Source organism: Paenisporosarcina quisquiliarum, from assembly GCF_043641925.1.
Taxonomy (GTDB): Bacteria; Bacillota; Bacilli; order Bacillales_A; family Planococcaceae; genus Paenisporosarcina; species Paenisporosarcina quisquiliarum_A.
Genome location: NZ_JBHZRU010000017.1, coordinates 1 through 22,862 on the forward strand (window position 1 = coordinate 1; position 22,862 = coordinate 22,862).

30 protein-coding genes and 3 pseudogenes are annotated in these 22,862 nt (G+C 35.7%); 23 read left to right on the forward strand and 10 right to left on the reverse strand.

The genetic code is table 11. From position 1 onward, the window contains the following. Positions 1-121 precede the first annotated feature (121 nt). On the forward strand, positions 122-1,738 hold the full coding sequence (locus ACHUE4_RS12545) for a hypothetical protein (protein WP_394190540.1): 1,617 nt from the start codon (positions 122-124) through the stop codon (positions 1,736-1,738). A gap of 58 nt (positions 1,739-1,796) precedes the next feature. Here the strand turns inward: ACHUE4_RS12545 and ACHUE4_RS12550 are convergent, their stop codons facing one another. Then, on the reverse strand, positions 1,797-2,120 hold the full coding sequence (locus tag ACHUE4_RS12550; protein WP_394190542.1) for a hypothetical protein: 324 nt from the start codon (positions 2,118-2,120) through the stop codon (positions 1,797-1,799). Between the two features lie 156 nt (positions 2,121-2,276). On the opposite strand from ACHUE4_RS12550, the gene ACHUE4_RS12555 reads away from it, so the two are divergent. The 10 genes and pseudogenes from ACHUE4_RS12555 to ACHUE4_RS12600 all read left to right on the forward strand — a co-directional run bounded on the left by ACHUE4_RS12555 (position 2,277) and on the right by ACHUE4_RS12600 (position 7,369). Further along, positions 2,277-2,885: a class I SAM-dependent methyltransferase gene (locus ACHUE4_RS12555; RefSeq protein WP_394190544.1), complete on the forward strand. Its 609-nt coding sequence runs from the start codon at positions 2,277-2,279 to the stop codon at positions 2,883-2,885. A gap of 20 nt (positions 2,886-2,905) precedes the next feature. Continuing rightward, on the forward strand, positions 2,906-3,121 hold the full coding sequence (locus ACHUE4_RS12560; RefSeq protein ID WP_394190546.1) for a hypothetical protein: 216 nt from the start codon (positions 2,906-2,908) through the stop codon (positions 3,119-3,121). A 13-nt stretch (positions 3,122-3,134) separates the two neighbouring features. Further along, a complete protein-coding gene (locus ACHUE4_RS12565; protein ID WP_394190548.1) occupies positions 3,135-3,269 on the forward strand; it encodes a hypothetical protein in 135 nt (44 codons plus the stop codon). A 147-nt stretch (positions 3,270-3,416) separates the two neighbouring features. Then, positions 3,417-3,938, forward strand: a pseudogene (locus tag ACHUE4_RS12570) (SMI1/KNR4 family protein). A 154-nt stretch (positions 3,939-4,092) separates the two neighbouring features. Further along, on the forward strand, positions 4,093-4,437 hold the full coding sequence (locus ACHUE4_RS12575; RefSeq protein ID WP_394190549.1) for a hypothetical protein: 345 nt from the start codon (positions 4,093-4,095) through the stop codon (positions 4,435-4,437). Positions 4,438-4,592: 155 nt separating this feature from the next. Further along, positions 4,593-4,931, forward strand: a complete 339-nt coding sequence (locus ACHUE4_RS12580) for a hypothetical protein (RefSeq protein WP_394190551.1) — start codon at positions 4,593-4,595, stop codon at positions 4,929-4,931. Between the two features lie 146 nt (positions 4,932-5,077). Further along, the gene (locus tag ACHUE4_RS12585) at positions 5,078-5,524 is read left to right on the forward strand and encodes a hypothetical protein (protein WP_394190553.1); all 447 of its coding nucleotides are present in this window, start codon (positions 5,078-5,080) and stop codon (positions 5,522-5,524) included. A 126-nt stretch (positions 5,525-5,650) separates the two neighbouring features. Then, positions 5,651-6,157 carry a DUF3916 domain-containing protein gene (locus ACHUE4_RS12590; RefSeq protein WP_394190555.1) on the forward strand — a complete coding sequence of 169 codons (507 nt, stop codon included), beginning with the start codon at positions 5,651-5,653 and terminating at the stop codon, positions 6,155-6,157. 151 nt (positions 6,158-6,308) lie between these two features. Next, entirely contained in the window at positions 6,309-6,755 is a 447-nt protein-coding gene (locus ACHUE4_RS12595) for a DUF4871 domain-containing protein (protein ID WP_394190557.1), read from the forward strand. A gap of 158 nt (positions 6,756-6,913) precedes the next feature. Next, complete coding sequence (locus ACHUE4_RS12600; protein WP_394190559.1) at positions 6,914-7,369, forward strand: NUDIX domain-containing protein; 456 nt, start codon at positions 6,914-6,916, stop codon at positions 7,367-7,369. A gap of 338 nt (positions 7,370-7,707) precedes the next feature. On the opposite strand, the gene ACHUE4_RS12605 is transcribed toward ACHUE4_RS12600, so the two are convergent. Further along, positions 7,708-9,663 (reverse strand): GTP-binding protein, encoded by a 1,956-nt coding sequence (locus ACHUE4_RS12605; RefSeq protein ID WP_394190728.1) that lies wholly within the window; start codon positions 9,661-9,663, stop codon positions 7,708-7,710. Positions 9,664-9,747: 84 nt separating this feature from the next. On the opposite strand from ACHUE4_RS12605, the pseudogene xth reads away from it, so the two are divergent. The 3 genes and pseudogenes from xth to ACHUE4_RS12620 form a co-directional block, all read left to right on the forward strand. Then, positions 9,748-10,365 (forward strand): annotated as a pseudogene (xth, locus tag ACHUE4_RS12610) (exodeoxyribonuclease III); the annotation flags it as partial. 36 nt (positions 10,366-10,401) lie between these two features. Then, positions 10,402-11,829, forward strand: coding sequence for a recombinase family protein (locus ACHUE4_RS12615; protein WP_394190561.1), 1,428 nt, complete (start codon positions 10,402-10,404; stop codon positions 11,827-11,829). Positions 11,830-12,740: 911 nt separating this feature from the next. Next, on the forward strand, positions 12,741-12,926 hold the full coding sequence (locus tag ACHUE4_RS12620) for a hypothetical protein (RefSeq protein WP_394190563.1): 186 nt from the start codon (positions 12,741-12,743) through the stop codon (positions 12,924-12,926). Between the two features lie 683 nt (positions 12,927-13,609). Here ACHUE4_RS12620 and ACHUE4_RS12625 read toward each other — a convergent pair. Continuing rightward, the gene (locus ACHUE4_RS12625; RefSeq protein WP_394190565.1) at positions 13,610-14,176 is read right to left on the reverse strand and encodes a tyrosine-type recombinase/integrase; all 567 of its coding nucleotides are present in this window, start codon (positions 14,174-14,176) and stop codon (positions 13,610-13,612) included. 296 nt (positions 14,177-14,472) lie between these two features. Here ACHUE4_RS12625 and ACHUE4_RS12630 point away from each other — a divergent pair, with 296 nt between their 5' ends. Beyond that, positions 14,473-14,601 carry a hypothetical protein gene (locus ACHUE4_RS12630; RefSeq protein ID WP_394190567.1) on the forward strand — a complete coding sequence of 43 codons (129 nt, stop codon included), beginning with the start codon at positions 14,473-14,475 and terminating at the stop codon, positions 14,599-14,601. 654 nt (positions 14,602-15,255) lie between these two features. Here the strand turns inward: ACHUE4_RS12630 and ACHUE4_RS12635 are convergent. The 4 genes from ACHUE4_RS12635 to ACHUE4_RS12650 form a co-directional block, all read right to left on the reverse strand. After that, positions 15,256-15,870: a hypothetical protein gene (locus tag ACHUE4_RS12635; RefSeq protein ID WP_394190569.1), complete on the reverse strand. Its 615-nt coding sequence runs from the start codon at positions 15,868-15,870 to the stop codon at positions 15,256-15,258. A gap of 78 nt (positions 15,871-15,948) precedes the next feature. Continuing rightward, positions 15,949-16,269, reverse strand: coding sequence for a hypothetical protein (locus ACHUE4_RS12640; protein ID WP_394190571.1), 321 nt, complete (start codon positions 16,267-16,269; stop codon positions 15,949-15,951). Then, a complete protein-coding gene (locus tag ACHUE4_RS12645; RefSeq protein ID WP_394190573.1) occupies positions 16,270-16,908 on the reverse strand; it encodes a hypothetical protein in 639 nt (212 codons plus the stop codon). Beyond that, the gene (locus tag ACHUE4_RS12650; RefSeq protein ID WP_394190575.1) at positions 16,908-17,183 is read right to left on the reverse strand and encodes an XRE family transcriptional regulator; all 276 of its coding nucleotides are present in this window, start codon (positions 17,181-17,183) and stop codon (positions 16,908-16,910) included. Before ACHUE4_RS12650 ends, ACHUE4_RS12645 begins: the two co-directional genes overlap by 1 nt. Positions 17,184-17,408: 225 nt before the next feature. Here ACHUE4_RS12650 and ACHUE4_RS12655 point away from each other — a divergent pair, with 225 nt between their 5' ends. The 3 genes and pseudogenes from ACHUE4_RS12655 to ACHUE4_RS12665 all read left to right on the forward strand — a co-directional run bounded on the left by ACHUE4_RS12655 (position 17,409) and on the right by ACHUE4_RS12665 (position 18,566). Then, positions 17,409-17,531: a hypothetical protein gene (locus ACHUE4_RS12655; RefSeq protein WP_394190577.1), complete on the forward strand. Its 123-nt coding sequence runs from the start codon at positions 17,409-17,411 to the stop codon at positions 17,529-17,531. Positions 17,532-17,613: 82 nt separating this feature from the next. Then, positions 17,614-17,769 (forward strand): annotated as a pseudogene (locus ACHUE4_RS12660) (exodeoxyribonuclease III); the annotation flags it as partial. A gap of 65 nt (positions 17,770-17,834) precedes the next feature. Beyond that, entirely contained in the window at positions 17,835-18,566 is a 732-nt protein-coding gene (locus tag ACHUE4_RS12665) for a hypothetical protein (protein WP_394190579.1), read from the forward strand. Positions 18,567-18,620: 54 nt separating this feature from the next. On the opposite strand, the gene ACHUE4_RS12670 is transcribed toward ACHUE4_RS12665, so the two are convergent. From ACHUE4_RS12670 to ACHUE4_RS12680, 3 genes are read right to left on the reverse strand one after another with little or no spacing between them, the layout of a single operon-like run. Next, positions 18,621-19,088, reverse strand: a complete 468-nt coding sequence (locus ACHUE4_RS12670; protein ID WP_394190581.1) for an SRPBCC family protein — start codon at positions 19,086-19,088, stop codon at positions 18,621-18,623. Further along, positions 19,085-19,432: a MerR family transcriptional regulator gene (locus tag ACHUE4_RS12675; RefSeq protein ID WP_394190583.1), complete on the reverse strand. Its 348-nt coding sequence runs from the start codon at positions 19,430-19,432 to the stop codon at positions 19,085-19,087. The genes ACHUE4_RS12670 and ACHUE4_RS12675 overlap by 4 nt, the downstream gene beginning before the upstream one ends. Positions 19,433-19,488: 56 nt before the next feature. Further along, positions 19,489-19,767, reverse strand: a complete 279-nt coding sequence (locus tag ACHUE4_RS12680; protein ID WP_394190585.1) for a hypothetical protein — start codon at positions 19,765-19,767, stop codon at positions 19,489-19,491. Positions 19,768-19,972: 205 nt separating this feature from the next. Between ACHUE4_RS12680 and ACHUE4_RS12685 the strand changes: the two genes are divergently transcribed. The 5 genes from ACHUE4_RS12685 to ACHUE4_RS12705 all read left to right on the forward strand — a co-directional run bounded on the left by ACHUE4_RS12685 (position 19,973) and on the right by ACHUE4_RS12705 (position 22,820). Then, positions 19,973-20,200 (forward strand): sulfurtransferase TusA family protein, encoded by a 228-nt coding sequence (locus ACHUE4_RS12685; RefSeq protein ID WP_394190587.1) that lies wholly within the window; start codon positions 19,973-19,975, stop codon positions 20,198-20,200. A gap of 104 nt (positions 20,201-20,304) precedes the next feature. Continuing rightward, complete coding sequence (locus ACHUE4_RS12690; protein WP_394190589.1) at positions 20,305-20,601, forward strand: rhodanese-like domain-containing protein; 297 nt, start codon at positions 20,305-20,307, stop codon at positions 20,599-20,601. Positions 20,602-20,652: 51 nt separating this feature from the next. Continuing rightward, positions 20,653-21,222, forward strand: coding sequence for a sulfurtransferase TusA family protein (locus ACHUE4_RS12695; RefSeq protein ID WP_394190591.1), 570 nt, complete (start codon positions 20,653-20,655; stop codon positions 21,220-21,222). A gap of 38 nt (positions 21,223-21,260) precedes the next feature. Beyond that, the gene (locus tag ACHUE4_RS12700; protein WP_394190593.1) at positions 21,261-21,656 is read left to right on the forward strand and encodes a DsrE/DsrF/DrsH-like family protein; all 396 of its coding nucleotides are present in this window, start codon (positions 21,261-21,263) and stop codon (positions 21,654-21,656) included. Between the two features lie 36 nt (positions 21,657-21,692). After that, positions 21,693-22,820 (forward strand): MBL fold metallo-hydrolase, encoded by a 1,128-nt coding sequence (locus tag ACHUE4_RS12705; RefSeq protein ID WP_394190595.1) that lies wholly within the window; start codon positions 21,693-21,695, stop codon positions 22,818-22,820. The last annotated feature ends 42 nt before the right edge of the window (positions 22,821-22,862 follow it).

The window sequence follows — 22,862 nt, forward strand, 5'->3', positions numbered from 1 at the left end:
GAATAGTATGAAGAATGGAGTCAAAGTTGTACATATTTATTCAAGCGTTTTAGTACATTGTTAGGTTATCATTTATATATTGCCGAAAAATTTGTTGAGAAGGTGAAAGAGGGACAACCGAATGGATGATTTTCGTTCGTTAAGAATCTTAGATACCTTCAAGGCTTTATTTATAAAGTTAGACATCGATTATCCAGTAATGAGAAGAATTTTGCAGGTGAAATTGACGTTAGATGAACGTCGCGTACCGAGTATTTTTAATGGAGAAGTTAAGAAGGAAGGCAGTATTTATCTCAAAACGTTAGCTTTGTATGCTTTTTATGGGTTAATCTTGATTCCTTTTATTATACTTGGCGAAAACTACATGTTTCAAATGAGTTTAGTTTTTGGCGTGATTTTGTTCATTCTCATGACGTCTATGATTTCGGATTTTTCAACAGTTCTTCTCGATTTGAGAGATAAAAGTATTTTAAACACCAAACCAATTAGTAGGAAAACCATTAATGCTGCGAAAATCATCCATGTCATCATCTATATGAGTTTCATCACGAGTGCATTTGTGACGATACCGTTTGCGGTCGGTTTATTCACAAAAGGAATTGGATTTGCGCTTATTTTCTTGGTTGAAATTATCATTGTGAATTTATTTGTTGTTGTTTTAACCGCAATTTTATATTTGCTCGTCTTGCGCTTTTTCGATGGAGAGCGGCTAAAGGACATTATTAATTATGTGCAAATTCTTTTATCAGTGGGCATTGTGATTGGCTATCAAATCCTGCTTCGTTCATTTGATTTGGCCACTATAGATGTCCAGTATGTATTTAGTTGGTGGCATCTATTTATTCCAGCTTTGTGGTATGGTGCTCCTTTTGAGATGTTATTACATCAACAAATCTCAACAACTATGATTATCTTTTCAAGCCTTGCCATATGTGTACCACTAATTTCATTTTATCTATACAGTCGAGTCATGCCTTCTTTTGAACGGAATTTACAAAAACTAATGACAGAGACGGGTTCCAATAAAAAGAAGTGGGCTGGCATAGATTCGTTCTTTTCAAAAATCATGTGTAGAAGGAAAGAAGAACAAATCTTTTACCGATTCGCTTCCAAAATGATGACACAAGAGCGCGAGTTTAAATTGAAAGTGTATCCTGCCTTAGGGTTATCTATATTATTTCCAACACTATTTGTATTTAATGATTTGAGGATGTATTCACTTTCGGAGGTGTCTAACGGTAAAACGTATTTTGCTCTTTATTTTTGTAACCTGATGATTCCAGGGGTCATTCATATGTTGAAGTTTTCTGGGACTTACAAAGGGTCTTGGATCTATCGGTCGACTCCCATTCAATACATCTCATCTATATATAGTGCAACGTTAAAAGCTTTTTTTGTAAAACTATATATTCCGATATTTATAATTAATAGTGTGGTTTTCATTTGGGTATTCTCTCCAAGAATCATCCCTGAAATAGTCATCATTTTGTTAGTTGCAGTCGTGCAAATCATCCTGACATACAGGATGATTAACAATGAAGATTATCCATTCTCGCAGTCGTATGAATTTGCTCAAGAGCAACAAACAGCAAATAACCTGCTTCAGTTTCTCATTACAGGACTTTTTGTAGTTGGCCACTTTATCGCTTTAAGTATTCCTTTAGGGATTTATATTTATATTGTGATTTTACTCGTAATAATCGTTCTTGGTTGGAGAGTAACATTTCCGAAAAAATGAAAAGCCTTCGAGGTAGGTACTGGTTTAGTACTGATCTCGAAGGTTTTAATAGTACCAATTAACTTATAAAATACTCTCTATACATAACGAATGTTGCGACAAGGGTAATGACGAAATAGATCACTGCACCAATAAAGAATAGAGATTGACCACCAACACGTTTAGAAGCAGCCATTCTTATGCCGGTTTGTCCCTGAATTTGCATATCCATATGACGACTAACTGTATTATCTTTGCTAGTGAAGATATAAAGAACGGCTATAGCCACAAGTGCAAATGGAATCGATGTATCTATAAAACTTGCAGCAAAAAAGAGAGAGACGATCCAGTTTACTAGGGCTAATATCGATATAGTCAATATTAGAACGATCGCTTTATTCATGAAATAACCTCCAATGTAGTATTTATACAAAAATCAGAAAATTATATCTTATACCAATAATAACATTTTTTTCCTAAAGTAACAGGGATAGTTGTTTCATAGCCATCTTGTATGTTTTGATTAAAGGATAGATTAGTTAAGAACTGGGGTTTTAGAATGGATGAGTTTGAGTACGATCAACATCTTGGAATAAAGACGGTAGGCTTACACGAAGTCCGAAACCAGATGGTTCATTATAATCGCTATGAGGCGACTCCTTTCGTTGCCCTCGATGCTTTATTTGAAGAATATGAATTGAAGAAAACAGATGTCGTCGTGGACTTTGGTTGTGGGAAGGGAAGACTCCCGTTTTATGTGAACCATCACTTTAAAGCAAGTGTAACCGGAGTCGAAATGAGCGGTCAGCTGTATTTAGACGCACTTCAAAATCAATCGAGTTATATGGAGAAACGGAAAAACATGAAAGGTTTTATACGTTTCGAAAATGGCTTAGCAGAAGAATATATAATAGAAGAAACCGATAACCGTTTTTACTTTTTTAATCCATTTTCGATTCAAATTTTCATGAATGTAATCGATCGAATCCTTCAATCTGTTGAACAAAAAAATCGTCAAGTGGATATCATACTTTATTACCCAACAACCGACTATATTCAATATCTCGAAAACAACACGGTATTCGAACTATTAAAAGAAGTCCAAGTTCCTGAACTCTTTGCGAACAACGAAAACGAACGTTTTGTTATCTATCGCTATAATCCGTAATAGGAATGGAGAAATGAATGATGAAAGAAATGTTAAATTCTAAATGGAAATTTAGCGGATATGCATTCTTAATTGCCATTGGAGGAATTATTGGAGCAACAATTGTAAATCCTGGTAATATGTACGCGATATACGGAGTATTGATGGGTTCTCTGATTATAGTAGTCATTAACCTGTTTTACGTTTTGTACAATAATAAACTTAAAGAGAATGAGATCAGAAACGAAAAACATTAAGGAATGATGGAAAATGACTAAATTTATTAATGATTTCGTTGGAGCGATATCGGATATTGTTAAAAGTATTTGCTACTTTTTATTTGGAGCATTAATTGTTGGCGTGCTATTCTTCCTTCTCGCAAAGTTTTTTGAATGGATTTTTTAAAAGGTCATTTGTTAAATTAACGCGAGCTTTACTTCAACAAGGAGTAAAGCCTTTTTTCTTATTGAACTAACGCAGCAGGTTAGTTAAACAAAACATGTAACAAATCATTTATAATAAAGGAAATTATTACTTAAAAAGGAGAATTTAATGGAAAGAAATATATGGAGAGACGATACAGACGAATATAAATTAGAACCATTAACAGATGAGATAGTTAAAAAAGCAGAAGTAGAATTCAAAATAAAGTTGCCAGAGTCTTACATAAAGATCCTCAAAGTACAAAATGGAGGATATATAAAATTCGATTCATATCCTTCTGATACTCCAAACTCTTGGGCTGATGACCACGTTAATATAGAACATATCCTTGGTATAGGTAGGGGCAATGGTATATTAGATAGCCAATAATTAATTGAGGAATGGAATTTACCCAATAATATCATTATTATCTCTGGAGATGGACATAGTTGGATTGCTCTAGATTATAGAAGTATCAAAGAAGAACCTCCTGTAATATTTATTGATGTTGATATTGAAATGATCCTTGAATTAGCCCCTAATTTCGAATCATTTTTAAATGGTTTGGCGATTTGGGAAAATGAAATAGATTCAGATGAGCCTACTGAACCTCAGAAAAAAGGCTTGTTTGGTCGCTTTTTCAGAAAGTAATTAAATACATTTGGTGTTTTATAGGTATACCTTGTTAAACCGACGGTTGCTTTACTTCAATGTGAGTAAAGCTTTTTTCTTATTGAACTAACGCGGCAGGTTAGTTGAACAAGATTAGAGATTCTATATCTACGTTAACTTATAGGAGGGAATTATGAAGCATTTTATTAATATAATCTTAGTGATAAGTTTCTTCTTCCTAATAGCAGGTTGTACTCCAGGTGCAGATACGCCAGGTTATCTAACTAAAGAACAAGTGTTGAGGGCAGAACCCGAAGCAGATTATTTCGAACTCAATAATAAAATTTATGTAAAAGAAACCGGCTGGGTAGAGGATGTAAAACTAACCAAAGATGAGGTTGTTGGAGAAATAGAAGATGGTATGGCAAGTCATTTACCTTTAGGAACAAAAATTATTGCACCAAAAGAGAGAAGAGATATTCTCATAGCAGATAATAGAGGAGTAGAAGTAAGATATTTACTTCAAATCGGAGAGTAAAAATACTTCTTCTTCAACTAACGGGAGCTTAACTTCAAGAAGAGGTAAGGGCTTTTGCTTGTTGAACTAACGCGGCAGTTTAGTTGAACAAGGAGGTTTTTTTGGGAATGGTATCGAATGAGTAAATATATGTAAATTGTGGGGAGTGAAGAGATATGCCAATGGAACAAGAAACAATGGGTATGTTAATAGGTGGATTTTCAATCATAATGGGTATAGCGTTTATTGTTGTAATACTGTTAATGTTTTCAAAAAAACGAAAGCCATTTAGAGTGGCTTATGGATTGGTTATTGGTTTTTTTGTATTTTTTAGTTGGGCAATTAGCCAGGCATTAAATGCAATCAGTTTTAATGTTAACCATCCAATGGCATCTGAAGAAATTTCTCTACGTCTTGGAATTGCAGGAGTTTTATGGGCAGTCAGTATGTTATTTTTACTATTTGGTTTAATAAGTTTTTCATCTGTAAGGAAGAACACAGTAGAAACTCAATAAAGATTAAGTTTTCAAGAAGGAATCGGTAATCTGGGTTGTGAAGGATTATACTTAAACTAACGCAGCAGGTTAGTTGAAGAAGGATTATTTAGATACAATGATAAATAAAGTTTAATAAATGGTTATTTTATATTGGGAGGGATTTAATGAAACGATTAAGTTTATTTCTTATCCTTTTACTTTTGATATTTACGGGATGTTCATCTGACAATGAAGCGAAAAATGAAAAAGTTGAAGAAAAAACAATAGAAAACTGGGAAATTAGATATGATTATAAAGAGAATGATGAAATTTTATTTAGTATATTTCCAGATCCAGCCCTTACAGCGGGCAAACAATTTGGATATATGTTTGATTTCAAAGAACCTTTTGGAACCTATGAAGGAAAAGAACTGGCTATTAATGTTCACAATAAAGAAATAGGTGAACGAATAGAAGTATTATCTCCTAAAAAAATAACTGAACCAAGTTCTGGCTATCCCAGTTTAAATCGTTTTACCACTTTTTTTGAAATTCCTTTTGCCGGAATATGGAAATGTGAGATAGTTCTGGATGACAAAGTGTATGGTGATGTTGTATTAAGTGTGAAATGATTCTTATTGAATTAACTGGGGCGTTGATCCATCAAAGGATTAGGGTCCTTTTTGTTGAATATTTAACTAACGCAGCAGGTTAGTTAAAGAAGAATATAACAAATCGATGTTAAATTGGAGACATATATGCGTAATAAGAAGGTAAGAGGACTACGACGAAAAACAAAGGATATGATAAAGCGAATTGAGGAAGAAACAAATGAGTTCCCTTCCGATTTTTATAACGGATACTGTCATCTTCATTTACCAGTATCTCAAAGTTTTATTGATTCTGAAAAGACTCCTATTGGAATTAAACGATTATGTGTTCAAACTCTTCTAAAGGCTGCAAAACATTTGATTGGAATTAAACCATTTACTGATGAAAAGTATCGAGTGGTTGTTTCAATTGATACTTCCAAACTGTTTAATGCTCAGATCATTGTATTTCATGGAGATACTCACTTTGAAGGTTTTTTTGATAGAAATAATGAATTTCAAAAGTGGATTCCTTTAACTAAAGAAAGAGAATTTGAAAGAGAATGGAAGTTGAACATCCCCCAAAATATAATCGTAAAAGGGATTAGAGAAGAAATTGCTGATGAGGATGGAGAATATAAGAGAGACATTTGGTTTGTTGGAGAATTGGAGTAGATTGAAAAATCATTGTTCTTTAACTAACGCAGCATATTAGTTCAATAAAAAAATAAGAAAAATATGGAGTTAGGAAGGAAAATGATACGTAAAAGAAGAAAGTTCAAGGAAAAATACGTATAAGTTTATTAAAAAAGGTAGGGGAAGTTCTTTGAGAAAAACTTCGTTGATGCTGATACTGTTTATTTTTTTTATTTTGACAGCCTGTCAATCAGAAGAAACAATTAAAGAAGAACAATGGGAAGATAATAGTCCAACCTTTACATCAGAGTTTGGAGAAATGTTTGGTAAAGAAGGTAGTATTGGAATAATCGGTTCAAAAACAGTTACGGAAAATGGACAAAAGTGGATGTGGCATTTTTGGGGTACTGAAGATATATCTAACAAAGAGTGGGAAGTAAAAGCGTTTAAGCACGGCGAAGAAGCAACAGTTAATCCGATAACATTTAAAGATGAAGAATTAACTCCTCGTGGTGATGTGATAAATGGACACGCTCGTTCAGCAGTATTGTTTCCATCATCAGGAATATGGAAGTTAAAGGTCTATATAGATGAGAAATTTTTTGATGAAATAAATGTAGATATTTCCCAAGAATGATAATTAAAGAATTATCTCTTATTCAACTAACGAAGTGCTTTACTTCAAGAAGGAGTAAAGCCTTTTTCTTCTTCAATTAACGGAGCAAGTTAGTGAAAAAAGCTAAAACAGGTATAAGAGATAAAATGTAATTTTAAAAGAGAATTGGGGAGAATCAGATGTTGCAAGATGGACTTGTTTTAGTAGCAAGTGTGTCAATTTTTAATGACGATAAAGTCCTGATTATAAAGGAGAATAAACCTACTGCAATTGATAAGTGGAACTTTCCAAGTGGTCATGTCGAAAACGGTGAGGACATTCTTTATTCAGCTCAGAGGGAAGTTAAAGAGGAAACAGGGTTTGATGTAAAACTAATTGGTACTACTGGTGTATATAATTTTGTTAGTAATACAAACAATCAAGTTATTTTATTTCATTTTGTTGGTGAGGTTACAGGAGGTTCTCTAAATCTCGAAGAAGATATAATTTCTGACAGCAAGTGGATAAAAGTAAATGAACTAGTGACATTTGGAAATAATGACTTAAGAGAACCCAGTGTAATGAAGCAAATAATTAATAACTTACTACATGACAGAATACACCCAATTAGCGTGTATATTGAGCAACTAATTTGAATCGCCCTTGTTGGGTGCTTTACTTCAAGAAGGAGTAAAGCCTTTTTCTTATTGAATTAGAGGGCAGATCAGGTAAAGAGTGATTAAGTCTATAAAGGGGCAATTCATCTATTAGCAAAAGAGCCATTTGGATTTTTGTATTCTAGAGGATTTTACTAGTATAAGTAAATCTTATATTTTACTGATTGAAATGGAGGTGGAGCATCGCGAGGGAAGCGGCAAAAGCTCGTGCCCCCCGAAAAGCGTCCACCGCAATGAAAATAAGTCACATGAAGATTGTCAATTAAACGTGTAAACTCCCCAAAAAACCGTCACCCAATTTATGGATGACGGTTTTCTCATAGACAATGCATCATGGATTCTGCTTCGTCCCAAGGAACAGGATAGCCTTTCCCTTTGGTGCAAAAAATAGAAGTAGAACTGTACTCAGGATCAGCATCTTTGTTATAGCCCATTTTCTCAATGACTTCTTCAGGATTATGACAACGGTCATATCCGCTGAAAATCATTTGCAGACTGCCTTTACCATGTGTAAAGGAAGCGAACTCGATGCTGTAGTTCATAAACGTTGCAACAGGAACTCTACCTTTAACAATCGTTTTACTGCCAATCGATTCAGGCGGTTCGAACGTCCCATGTGCTTGCTGAATATCGGAGAAGACTTTTCCGATTTGATCAAGCTCCACTCGAATTGTGAAATCATAATACGGTTCGAGCAGCACGTTCTGTGCTTTCTCTAAGCCTTGTCGCAATGCTCGATAGGATGCTTCTCTGAAGTCGCCTCCCGAAGTATGTTCATTATGACCTCTTCCTGTGAGCAACGTGATTTTCACGTCTGTCAGCGTGGAGCCAGTAAGTAGCCCATGATGGTTTCGTTCGAATAAATGATGGTGTACTAAGTTTTGATGGCCGATCGACATGTCATTAGCGTGGCAGACATTTTCAAATGTAATCCCGCTATTCCGTTCAGCGGGCTCGATGAGAAGATGAACTTCTGCGTAATGCTTTAACGGTTCAAAATGTCCATATCCTGTAACAGTTGCTTCAATTGTTTCTTTATATAAAATTTGAGGGTCACCAAATGTGACCTGATAATTGAAACGGTCTTGAATCATGTGTTCGAGAACTTCTAGTTGAATGACACCCATGACATGAACGTGGATTTCCTGGAATTGTTCATTCCAGATAACGCGTAAGGAAGGGTCTTCTGCGTCAAATAGGTGAAAACAGCGCAATATGTCTTTTACATGAATGGAAGAATCGAACATCACTTTAGAAGTTAAGGTAGGAACCATATCGTATTGAGCGGTTTCCTTATTTTCCCCAATGCCGTCTCCAACAGAAGCTTGTGTCAAACCTGTAATCGCGAATAGTTCACCGGCACTCACTTGTTGAACAGATTCAAATATTTGACCATTCACCTTGCGAATTTGTGTGACTTTTTCGGTTAATCGTTGATTATCCGCTCCGTAACTTACTTCATCTCGTACACGCAATGTACCACTCAAACACTTCATGAACGTCAGTCTCGTTTCACTTTCGTCATAGCGAATTTTATATACTTGACCAGCAAACGCTCCTTCGCTTACGTAATTTGTCTGAGTTAATACATCTACGAGTTCCATGCATTCGATTACGCCTGAATCCTTTAAAGCTGAACCCGACATGAGGGGGAAAAACCTGTTTTGTTTTACCAATTCCTTCATTGTCGTCATCCATAATTCCTCGTTATAGCCAGATTCCATGAATGTATTAAACAATGTCTCATCCTGTTCAGCTAGAAATTCAATTATAGGATCGGTCATAACACCATTTTCAAATGACGATGTACAATCAAAGACGTTTTTGGTCAATGAAGTGCGTATATCTTCAAGTACTCGTTCAATATGTGCTCCTTCTTGATCGGTTTTATTCAAAAAGATAAAAGTCGGTACTTGGTGCTTCCTTAGTAATTGCCAAATGGTTTCCGTATGCCCTTGAACGCCATCGACTGCGCTTACTATTAAGATCGCAACATCCATGACTTGAATGGCACGTTCCATCTCCGGGGAGAAGTCGACGTGTCCAGGGGTATCGATTAGATAGTAAGTGGACTCATTCAATTGAAAAACAGCTTGGTCGGCGAAAACGGTGATTCCGCGGTTTTTCTCTATATCATGACTATCGAGAAACGCATCTTTATGGTCAACACGTCCTCTTTGTTTAATTGTTTTTGTATGAAAAAGCAGTTGCTCAGAAAACGTAGTTTTCCCAGCATCCACATGTGCTAATATGCCAATTGTTTTATTCAACATGTCACCTCTGTTCATTTCAAACTCATTGTATGTAATTATAGTACAGTAGATAGATTGAACCTATGAAAAAGGAGTTTTTAATAGATGAAGTTTGTTTCTTGGAATGTAAACGGCTTAAGAGCGTGTGTGAATAAAGGATTTCTAGATTATTTCACCGAGGTTGATGCAGATATATTTTGTATGCAAGAAGTGAAACTGCAAGCAGGTCAAATCGATTTGCCATTAGAGGGCTATCACCAATATTGGAATTACGCATTGAAGAAAGGCTATTCCGGTACAGCAGTTTTCACTAAAGTTGAACCGTTGTCTGTTACATACGGCGTCGGAGATATGCCAGAAGAGGCGGAAGGACGTATATTGACGCTTGAATTCGAGCAGTTTTACTTAGTGAATGTGTACACACCTAATTCAAAGCGAGATCTGTCTCGTTTGCCATACCGTTTAGAATGGGAAGACGACATGTGGGTTTATTTAAACCAACTGGATGCAATAAAACCTGTCATTCTATGTGGGGACTTAAATGTAGCCCATGAAGAAATTGATTTAAAAAATGCGAAGTCCAATAGAGGGAACTCTGGGTTTACGATGGAAGAGCGTGGGAAAATGACAGCATTTCTGGAATCGGGATTCGTCGATACCTACAGACATTTTCATCCTACTCAAGAAGATGCGTATACGTGGTGGTCCTACATGAATAAGGTTATAATTGCGTAGAACACTTATACATGAGGTGAAACTATGACAACAACAGCTTTAGTTTATAATCGTAAGTCTAGGGGAGAAGATGAGGACTTACTAAAATTTAAGAAGGAACTTCTTGAATACTGTGAAAGAGAAGGATTTAAGTATAAATATTTTGAGGAAATTGGTTCATCTAGGAATAGAGAACGTGAAGAATACACTAAGTTAATAAGTGAAATTAAAACAGGCAAATATGACGTTTTAGTTATTTCTGATTTAAGCAGACTTACCAGGGATTTAGAACAACAAATAATGATTTTTAAATTATTGACTAATCATAACATGGTTATTCACTCTATACTTGACGGTTTCATTGACCCCACTGAAAAAGCCAATAAAATGTGGGGTGTAATAAAAGGATTATTCAATGAAGTGGCTTATGAGGAAACCAGTGAGAAAATGCACTTAGGTCGGTTAATAAGTGCTAGGGAAGGTAAATGGGTTGGCGTGCCACCATATGGATATAAGAAAAATAAAGAGGCACTAAAATTAGAACCTGACGAAATCGAAGCCCCTACTGCTAGGCGTATATTTATGGAAGTCATAGAAGGATATTCAATCACTGAAATAAGTGTAGGACTTCATAAAGACGGAATAAAGACACGTAAGGGAAAGAACTTTCACCCTTCCACTATCAGTAACTTGTTAGAAAGAAGAACGTATATAGGAGAGACTAGCTTTAAATCGGAAAAGTTTGGTGAAGAAGTAACCTTGAAAAATACTCATGAACCTATTGTAAGTTTAGAGGAATTTTTAAAGGTGCGTTCTATATTGGCAAGTAAACAACAGTTCCAAACACGTACCCACGCAGTCACAAGCCCGCTAGACAAGTTAATTCATTGTAAAAAGTGTGGTCGTTTAATGCAAGTTAATCTTGCTAAAGGAAAATACATTCATTTACAAAAATGTAATGCGTATAAGTACGGTGAACGATGTGAAAATAGCGGGGCAAGTTTAAATCATATATTACCTTTAGTTTATCAAGAAGTGAAGAAGCGTCAGAATGTCATAAGGGAACAAATAGAGAAGTTAAAGGCGGGCAGTAGCAACGAACGCTTAGAACGACTGGAAAAGGAATTAAAAGGGATATCTAGGCAGTTAAAGAATAAGGAAAGTGAAAAAGAGGATCTGTTAAATTTCTTACTTAGAAAAGTCATACCTGAAACAGTTTACGTTAATAAGAATAAGGAAATAGAAGAAGAAATTGAAAAACTAAAACAAAGAGAAAATGACACTTTAGAGGCAATCGCTAATAGTAATGTTCAAAATGATGTTGAGTACCTTGAAGGGCTTTTACAACATATCGAAAATATAGAGTTAAAACCAGTGGACGAACAAAACAGGATACTAAAGAAAATCATTGATAGGATTGTTTATGAAAGGGAAGTTAATCATATTGATATTGATATACAGTTTAAAGAATAATGCTGTTGGGCTAATGCCTAACAGTTTTTTTATGGGCAAAAAGAAAAACCCCCTAACAGCTTGTTAAGCAATTAGAGGGAAGGAGAAATACACTGTTATTACTGTTAAAGAGTATTAACTGTATCTATAATCACCACTATTAAATAGTGACAAATTTAATTAAGTATTTAAACATTACTTACGTCACTTCATTCACTACGTTCATTCAGTGTATATTTTAAAAGGAATAACTAATATTATTTGATAGCTGTTATTAGTATTATTTTAGATTGTTTATTTAATCAGTGGGGAACTTGTTCACCACAATGTTTTTATCTTTATTACTGTTATAGAGTTTATTTATATATCTCTTAGGGTTCTATACTTAATAGTGTGCGAACAGCCTCGATTTACTGGTACTAATTGAAAATAATTCTAACTATTTTTAGTGAGTGACTGAAACCCTTGATATGACTGGCTTTAAGGCGTTCACAATTTAGACGTATTTATACATGAAGCTGCCCTAAGAACCTGTACTAATTTTAGGGAATTGTTAAAAGTGTTAATCCTATTAAGTGGTTTATTAAACACTGTGATTATTAAAATCCATGAACCCTTGATACATAAGGCTTTTCAGAGGTTGTTAATCACAGTAACCATATGTCTGTGATTGGCTTTACTTTTTATATGGCGTTGAGTATAGGAATGACAAGAAAACACAGTTTTAATAAATCACATATGGTAGGGATTTACTGAGTAATAAATTTGTAAATTAGAGGGAATCAACTTTTCTTTAATATGAATATTGATACTGGATATTTATGTTAAAATGAAAATAAGAGTGTGAAGGTTTTCACTTATAATACGAACGAAGCAGGTTAGTTGAAAAAGAAATTAGATTTTTTGGTAAATATTTAGTGGGAGGTATTATCATGGAGGCTATTGTTCTAAATATTATCTTTTATATTATTGGCTTATTTATTCTTTTTGCGGTTATTGAAAAAGCAGTTCAAAGAGGTATTAACAATTCGATTATTGGTGATTTATTTAGGGAGAAGTATGGAATTAAAGAAGATAAAAAATCTTTTCTTGATGATGATTTAGATAATAATAAATAAAACAACTTGTTCAACTAACGAAGCAGTTTAGTTTAATAAGAAAAATGGGTTTTTGATTATTTAGGAAGGGAAATTCATATAAGATTGGAACCGTTTTTATCTTGCGAACGTATCAAAGTAAAACGGTAGGTTAATTTTAAGGGGGGAGGGGTTTTGTTGCTTTATGATAACATTAGTCAATTCTTATTAAGTTTATTGATTTGGTGGGGTTTCCTACTCATTTTCCAAAGGTTGAACAACCGTTATCCACAAAATAACACTTGGAAAAAAGATATTTTATCAACCTTGATTTTAAGTATAGTGGTATTACTTGTTTTGTTCCCTATTTTATCTGTCTTATTGAAATAACGGGTGCTTTAGTAAAAAAAGACGGTCTAACAAATACGCTAAGAGATACATTTCCTAGCGTATTTTTTTTATTGATTTGACGGTTCAGTACGTTCTGTTTAATCTGAATTTTTTAGCTTCACTGTGCTTTTTTGTGCGTACTTGCACCCTATAAAGACTACCTCAGAAACTTTTTTACGCACAGCCCAACAGTGTCAAGGGTTTCACCTTTACCACTAACAAAGATCGCATACCTCTTTCACACAATGCACAACCCCACTTTTAAGCCATTTCCCTTAGTTCGTTCTTAAATAAAGAAATAAAAAAAGGAGACACTAAGCGTCAGCCTAATGTCCTTATAGTACAAAGTTTTTAAGATTATTTTCTATCTGTTCGTCAGTAATACCAATATATTTTAGAGTTATTGCAGGGTGTGAGTGGTTAAGAATCTTTTGAAGTTCAGCCACATCTTTAAATTGTTTATAGTGCCAGTAACCAAAAGTCTTTCTCATGGTATGCGTTCCGATTCCGTCAGTTATATCGACCATTTCAGAGGCTTTATTAAGCTGTCTGTATGCTTGAATACGTGATATAGCCTTATCGCCTTTACGTGAAGGAAACAGCCACTCAGTGCCATCTAGTGACGCTATGTAAGTGTTGAGTTCATCATAGATATTAGTGAGGTATATTTCACGATTTTTTTCTGTTTTTCCCTCTTTAACAGACAGTTTCTTTTTCCCCTTAACGTCACTGATCTTTAGATTCAATAGGTCAGCCACCCTTAATCCAGTATTGATACCTAAAAGGAAGAGGATGTAATCTCGTTCGCCACACCATTTCTTTAGTGACCATTTCATATCATTTAACTGTTCTAGTGTCCGAATAGGTTGTACGTCTTTTATTTCTTCTTTCTTGTTTGCCATTGTTATGACCCCTTTAAATTAGCTGTTTTGAATGTAACATATTTTTACCACTTCCTAAGAATATCACACTATCGGGTAAAGTCTAGTGTTTTCGCTAAAATGAATGTAACTTTTTATCTATTAAGTTACATTCCACGTGAACTTCTTAGGTGTAGCGAAGTTCATTTGAAAATCTGCCATATTTAAATTGCACTATTATTGCACTTTTGAATGCGAAAAATAAGTCAGAATTAAATAAAGGATTATCAAATGTTTTTTGAAACTATAAGACAGGCAAAAAGAAAGGGGAAATTTTAATGGCTGTTTTGGAAGTGGTACAAGCTGTTTTAGACGTATTGGCGAGTGTAGGGGAAGTTACTTTTCAAGGGGTTAGTATTTATTTATTGGTCAGAAGAGTAGATGAAAAAGAAAAACCTCCTAAGTAAGGGGGTTTTTTTATGGATTTTTCTTAATGGAAATAACCACCTCACAAGTCAACACATTTGACAGGGTGCTTTTACTAACGGAACAACAAGGGGTGGGGGTCAATCAAAAGTCTCTATCAATAGTGGGTGCTATAAAACAGGGGTAGCGATAGCCTAGCCTCACACCTCACCACAGGGCATATAGGGACGCCACAGGACACAATAGACAATAGTGAGACAAGGAAGGACAACAGCACAGCGAGGCACACGACACGAGGTAAGGACAAAGACAATGAGACAACAGCGACAACAGCGACAACAGCGAACGAATGAACGTACTGAGGCACTAATATAGATACTCATATAGTAAAGATCATACAGATAAACCAGTGACGCTAGACCCCCACCATAGGGGGACACACCCCTCGCCAACCCCCTGTCTGATGGTTACAAAATACAAGCACCATTTTTAAAACCATTCCATGCACAAGGCGTGTCGCTGAGGACGATTCTAAGCGACTTAACTTTTACTTAGTGGGTGATTATCCATCTAGTTTCATCTAAGAGGGGGGTGGTTATGGATTTCACTAATTGAATAGCAGCGAGTTCATTTTTAAAATTTTCGTGGTGGTTTTTCTAACCTTTTTGGACATAAAAAAAGAAGGCTAAGAGGTGTTAACCCTCTGCCCTCTTATTAGCCATACATTGTTTACAGTCGGGGTGCTTACCTAAAAAACCTATCTGCAAGTTTTGAAAACTGTTACTGTCCTTAATTTCTTCACAGCTGTTACATTCAAAGTACAGCTTTCCAGTCGGATCTTTAAATGCTTTACGTCCTCGTTTATTAACCACAAATTCAGTTAGTTCAATAGCTGTTACTTCTTCTTTACGTTGTTCCTTTCCCTTGATGTAATCCATCACTAAATGATAGTTCAACTCTAATTGTCTAGCTATGCTTTTAGGCTGTACACCCTCTTTAATTAGTTCGTCTAGTTGCTGGATAATCTGCTTAATGTGTCCTTTGCCATTCTTATTCTTAGTTTTCTTAATTGTACTAACGTGATAAGTCCTTTCACCGTTAACAGTGCCATACGGCTTATTACAAGCGTGTCGTTGGTGTTCCTTGCCTACCATATAACTAGCTTTATTGAAGAACTTCACACCACAGTTAGAACAGTGGAAACACAGCGTAGAACGTTCATTTACATACCTAGTTAACAGCTTCACAGTACCGTCATAAGCCTCATTTAACTTGGCTTCAAATTCTAATTTATTTAATGTATTCGTCATATGGTTAACCACCTTTTTAGGATAATAAAAAAATCCACCAGCAATTAAGCCAGTGGACTATTTTGGGTTTTATTAAGGTTATGCGTTAGCGTTGAACTCAGCCGATATTTGTTTAGCTAGTGCAACCTTTTCAGCGTGATCTTTTTCATCTTGTTCAATCTTTTTTATTAGCTGTTCCTTAACGCCACTGTCTTTCATAAGGTCTAGCATAGCCTCGCCAACAGCCTTGTCATTGATAGGTGAAGGTTCTCTTACGTCACCAGCCTCCTTCTGCAAAGCCAACCCTAAGTTTAAAGCCATTACAGGGGGTAAGCCTTTTAACACCTCAGTGTTACCCTTCTTTAGTTCTGCTAAGATTTCATTTTTAACAAAGCTAGTCGCTGTCATTAAGTTACTCATTTATAGCACGTCCTTTTCTTTAGGTTCTTTTACACCCTCAGGCAAATAGCCACGAGTTGCATTGAAAACTTCTTTCTTAGAAACGACACTGTCACCAAACCAGCCGAATGATGGCATAAAAAGTTCTTGGTTAAATGCGTACTCTAAACGAGGAAATTCTGTCTTAACTTCGCTATCCTCAAACACCTCATAAATGTCCTCAGCAATAGCAAAATATTGTTTCTGCATTTGCTTACCAATTCCAGCTATCTCTTTAAGCATTTCATAGCGATGACGTTCCACAATATCATTAGCATTGTAACGACCATTACGATTAGCTATGTCTGTTCTGAGTGCTGTACGGTAAATAGGTGTGAACTGTAATTTTAAAGCTGTACGTTCCTCAGCTAGTTCCTCTAATAAAACCTTAATGATTTCAGTCTTTTGAACAATCTCTTTTGCACTGATCTTTAAATATACCAGTTCAGAAATAGTTGCCCCTTCCTGGTTTAAAATGTTACTAGTCATTTCTTCTTGTAATACGTTTAGTTCTGCGTTTAATTCTCGTTCTTGTCGGTCTAGCTTGTTAACCTTTTCTTGATAAGCAGCGACCACTTTTTCCGTCTCAACAAATAGGTTTTTCACTTCAATTTTCCCCATTACTTATATCCCCTTTGTTCTTTCATTTCGATAATCTTACGAATACTTGCTATTTCAATGCTGGACACTCGTAGGCGTTTAATAGCGTCCTTTAATTTCCCTTCATAGTAAGGCGTGAACTCTAAAAGTCCTCGTTCCAGTTTCCCTATGGTGCTTTGGTCAACGTTCCTAAAGTGAACAAATTCAGTCTGAGTTTTATTTCTAGCGTGTCGAATGTATTTGATGTATCTAAAATCAAATTCTTGATTGTACGGAATACGGTTTTTATCTTCCATGTTTTCACTCCTTTATTAAGAATTAAAAAGCCAATAAAAAAGGCGAAGCTGAATAGCCTCACCAGTTTAACTTTCCTTAATATTAAGTTTATGAAAGACCACAAAAAGACAGGGTCTTTTAAAAGTTTCTTAGAGAATGTCCTATTTCAGTCCTAAATTGCAAGTTCCTGTGTGTAGAGGTTTTTAGACAACCTCTAACATTCGTATTAAGGGGAACGGACTGTAATGGAAAAGACAGCAACTAAGAAAAAACAACCTATCACCGTTACTGTAAAAGTTAGTAAAGAATTAGGTGGGGTTGAAATTGCTAAACACCTTTTAAATATAGGGTCTTATAAAGGTAAGTAAAATATAGATATTTAATAATCTAATGGGGGTGATGTATTGTCACTTCCATTTTTTTATGGCATAATTAGTTATGCGTAATTAAAACTTTGTGAGTAAGGTTCGTGAGCGAAATATCGGTTGGAGAATTGACTATTTTATCGCCTCAAATCAGTTGGTGCCACAACTAAAGAGCGCTACCATTCATCCCCATGTTTTAGGGAGCGATCACTGCCCGATTGTTTTGGAAATAAACGATTAAAATCAAGAACTATCCCCACTTCTTAAGTGTCTGCATAAGATGAACAAAAAGGGGTGTAACGGAATATGGGCCTTTATATCAATTCGGGAAAACACCCGGACATACTAAAGAATCCGGCAACGGTTGTTGAAGTGAATCAATCTTATTTTAAGCAAGATACCTTAGCGGATATGTTAGAAGCGCAACAAAAAACAAATGATTTACTTCAACAGTCCTATATAGATTTAAAAGATTCAGTTGAAAAGCACGCCTCCATGCAGACTTCACGGTGGAAATATGTCCAATCGAAAATGAATCATCAAAGACAAATGAATACTCAACAGAAAAACATTGACCATCAAGTGTTGGAGAAATTAAAAAATGTTGAGGATAGACAAGGGAAACTGCAATCTTCGTTCGAAAATCAGGAGCCATTTGCGAAAGATCTTATGAACTTGATGACACAAGCAAATCAAGATGTTCTACTCAAATTGAAGCAAGCTGAAGAAGCGAATGTACAGCTTCAGTTGAAGATGGATGAACAAGTTCAACTGCAAAATCAATTGGTTCAGCAATTAGCAAAGCAAGAAGAAATCCAAGTGGAGATGGGGAATCGGTTAGAAAACCAGGAAGCGTTTATGGAAAAAATCATGCGACAAATCGATTATTTTCGTTCGGTTCTTTTTGAGAGAACCAATTATTTAGCGGAGAAAATTGATGCAGGATATACAACTTTTACGCAAATGCTTACCGGCAAAGCTCGAGCGGCAAAAGCAGAACAATTAAAATATGAACCGAAATCCCCTGAAATCGAATAATTTCATGAATATCCGTCAAAAATGCCAGCAACGCGCAAAGGTTGCTGGCATTTCTTAATTAGACGAAACAGTGTAATCAGCCATGGCTTCTTGTTCTACACGATCTAAAAAGTCAGTTACGACCTTATCGCCTGCTTTTTTATTCCCTAGTTTTAACATCGCACGACCTACAAAGTTAATGCCCGTGTTTGAACCGGCATATATGAATTTCGTTTGTTTCTCATTCAATCGTTCTAATGTAAATAATAAGTTCATTTCAAAAGCGCCAGCGAGACGGAATTGAATACGCTTGTGTTTTCGATCGTCTGTATTTTCAAATTCGATGATTTCCACCACGTACGTTTCTTTTCGTTTTCCTTCTTGGTACGTTTGCTCGTAAGTCGACCCCAAAATACCTGGTTTCTTTTCAAGCCAGCGGTTTTCAACCACTTTTGGCATAATACGTTGCGCATTTTCTTCTTCAAACAACGTCCATACCACTTCAATTGGTGCATCAATGATTCGTTCTTCTTTCCACTTCATGTATCTGATTCCTCCTGTCCCGAGCGTATGAATGCTTCAATTTCTCGGATTTTTTGCTGTTTTTGTTGTACTTCTTCTTCGAGGCGCGTCTTCTTTCGTTCCAATAAACCCTCTAGATCTTTAAAGGACTCATTATCCATAACAACCTTCATTTCTTGAATGGTGCACTCGAAATTCCTCAGTTTTTGAAGCAATACTGCTAAAAAAAACGAGCCATCATCGTAATAGCGATAATGATTGCTAGGATCTACGTATGCAGGTTCCAGTAGTTTTTCTTGTTCATAATAACGTAATGTCTCTTTACTAAGTCCAGTAAGTTCGCTAAATTCACTTATTTTATACATAGGATTCCTCCTCTCCTAAAGTTTAAAGGCTAGGGTGCACCACAGAGTCAAATGAATTATTCTTTTTCTCCCACATAGTTATAAACTTTTCCTTGGCTTTCATTACGATATCGATCATTTACTATTTCATCCATTAAGATGAATCCTCCACACGCCATTAAAACAATGCTCAGTAGATAAGGAATCCATCCACTAATACTTGAAACTTTATTCATAAAGCCATCAATAAAAAAACTTCCTGAAGAAGCAATGGCAATGGCCACATGCATGAGCCCGAATAATAGGACACCAGATATAAACAGTAGAGCTGCAAACTGCGTAGATAATTTTTTCATAAATCCTCCTGTATTCGTTGTGTTATAAGTAATTCGTTATTTTTAAGATCAAACCCTTTATTAATGTGAATAAAATGTTTGACATTATACCTAAGGGGGTATATTATATGTTAGGTACACAAGTACAAAAGAGTACGAAGGCATGAAAAAATGCCGTTTCTATTCTTTATCAAACGCGAGTGGGTAAACTATTGGAGGGTCTTTCATGTTGGCAGATAAAGTTTTAGACGCAAAAGGACTAGCTTGTCCAATGCCGATTGTTAAAACAAAGAAAAGTATGACCGATATGTCATCGGGCCAAGTGTTGGAAATTCATACGACAGATAAAGGTGCATTAAATGATTTAACAGCCTGGGCAAAATCTGGCGGTCATGAGTTATTGAAACACGAAGAAGAAAATGACGTTTTAAAATTTTGGATACAAAAAGGGTAATTTTTTTGCCTTAAATAATACCTAACAGGGTATAATACATGGGCAACAAACATAAAATCTAAACGATTCTAAATCGAATCAGACAATTTAAGGAGGAACTTATAATGAAATCAATATCACCAATGGAAGTAGAAAATTTATTAAAAGAAGGAAAAAATCCTTCAATTATCGACGTTCGTGAAGTTGGGGAAGTAGCAGAAGGGAAAATTCCTGGAGCAGTCAATATTCCTTTAGGTTTAATTGAATTCCGTATGAATGAATTAGATAAATCAAAAGAATATATCATGGTTTGTCGTTCAGGCGGAAGAAGCGGTCAAGCATCACATTTCCTTGCAAGCCAAGGGTATAACGTAATTAACATGGACGGTGGAATGCTTTCTTGGGAAGGCGAAACTGAGTAAAACACTGAACCAAATTTATTACCCAAACGGGTATATTAACTGGGGGTAAATATGGAGACTATTAAATCTGATGTTTCAGTCGACGCAAAAGGATTAGCATGTCCAATGCCGATTGTTAAAACTAAAAAAGCAATGACCAACCTTGAAGGTGGTCAAGTATTAGAAATATTAGCTACTGATCAAGGATCACGAGCTGATTTACAAGCATGGGCTGACAGTATGGGTCACCAATATTTAGGTACAGTCGAAATTGATAAAGTGTTAAAACATTATATTCGAAAATCGACTGGTGAAGAGGCAGCTCCTCGTCAGCATACGCAAGTAATGAGTAATGCCGAGCTTGAATCTATTTTATCAAGTCAACCGAATGCTGTTGTTTTGGATGTTCGTGAAGCAGCAGAATATGCTTTTAATCACATTCCAAACGCAATCTCTATTCCTTTAGGTGAATTAGAGACGCGCATCGGTGAACTAAATAGTGAACAAGATATTTATGTGGTGTGTAGAACAGGAAATCGTAGCGATTTCGCTGCTCAACAATTAACAAAACAAGGATTTACAAAAGTAACCAATGTGGTACCTGGCATGAGTGAATGGACAGGAAACACAACAAATCTTTAATGCAAAGCAAACTATCAAATTATCAGGGGGAATTTTAAATGACTAAAAAAGTAGCAATTATCGCAAGTAATGGTGGATTATTCGACGCATATAAGGTTTTCAATATCGCAACGGCAGCAGCTGCTACCGATCAAGAAGTACAAATTTTCTTCACGTTTGAAGGGTTAAACTTAATTCACAATCAAGCATACCAACAATTACAAATGCCTGAAGGAAAAGAGCATTTTGCAGAAGGATTCGCAAAAGCAAATGTACCAGCTATTCCTGAACTAGTTGAAATGGCACAAGATTTAGGCGTGAAATTCATTGGTTGCCAAATGACAATGGATGTTATGGGTCTTGAAAAAGAAAATTTTGTAGATGGTATTGAAGTAGGCGGAGCGGTAACATTCCTTGCATTCGCTAACGAAGCTGACGTTACTTTAACGTTTTAATTAACAAAACTTATGTTTAGGTAGGAGGATATAAAATTGGCTGTACATGCAAAGACTTCACAAGAAGTAGCAAAAAAAGTTTTCAACAAAGAATCATTGTTCATTTTGGATGTGCGTAATCAAGACGCTTTTCAAGATTGGAAAATCGAAGGCGAAAAATTTGATTATTTAAACGTGCCATACTTTGACCTCTTAGATGGCGTAGAGGAAATTCTTCCACAAATCCCTTCGAATAAAGAAGTCTTAGTGGTTTGTGCGAAAGAAGGATCTTCAATTATGATTGCTGAAATGCTTTCAGATGAAGGCATGGATGTTTCGTATCTTCAAGGTGGAATGAAATCTTGGAGTGAATATTTGGAACCGGTAAAAGTGGGAGACTTACAAGGTGGCGGCGAATTGTATCAATTTGTACGCATCGGTAAGGGTTGTCTTTCTTATATGGTGGTTTCAAATGGTGAAGCTGCGATTATTGATTCTACTCGCATGACTGATGTTTATGTAGACTTCGCAAACAAGTTGGATGCGAAAATTACACATGTATTTGATACGCATTTACATGCTGATCATATTTCAGGTGGACGCACGATCGCTGAGACGACAAATGCAACATACTGGTTGCCTCCAAAAGATGCAACTGAAGTTGTGTTTGAGTATAAGCCTCTTGAGGATGGAGAAACTGTCCAGATCGGTCAAACGACTATTTCGATTGATGCACTGTATTCTCCAGGCCATACAATTGGATCGACTTCATTTGTAATCGACGGAACGTATTTACTTTCAGGTGATATTTTATTCATCGATTCAATTGGACGCCCAGATCTTGCTGGTTTGGCAGAAGACTGGGTTGGTGACTTAAGAGAGAGTCTGTATAGTCGTTACAAAGAATTGTCATCTGAACTTATCGTTCTTCCAGCACATTTCATGGTGATTGAAGAGTTAAATGATAATGGAACAGTTGCTAAAAAACTAGGTACGTTATATGCAGAAAATCATGGTTTAAACATTGAGGATGAGCAAGTATTCCGTGATATGGTTACAAAAAACTTGCCACCTCAACCAAATGCTTATCAGGAAATTCGTCAAACCAATATGGGCATTATGACGCCTGATGAAGATAACCAACGCGAAATGGAAATTGGTCCAAATCGTTGTGCAGTAAGATAATGTCTAAAAGGGAACCTTTGTGTTCCCTTTTTCTAAAGGAGG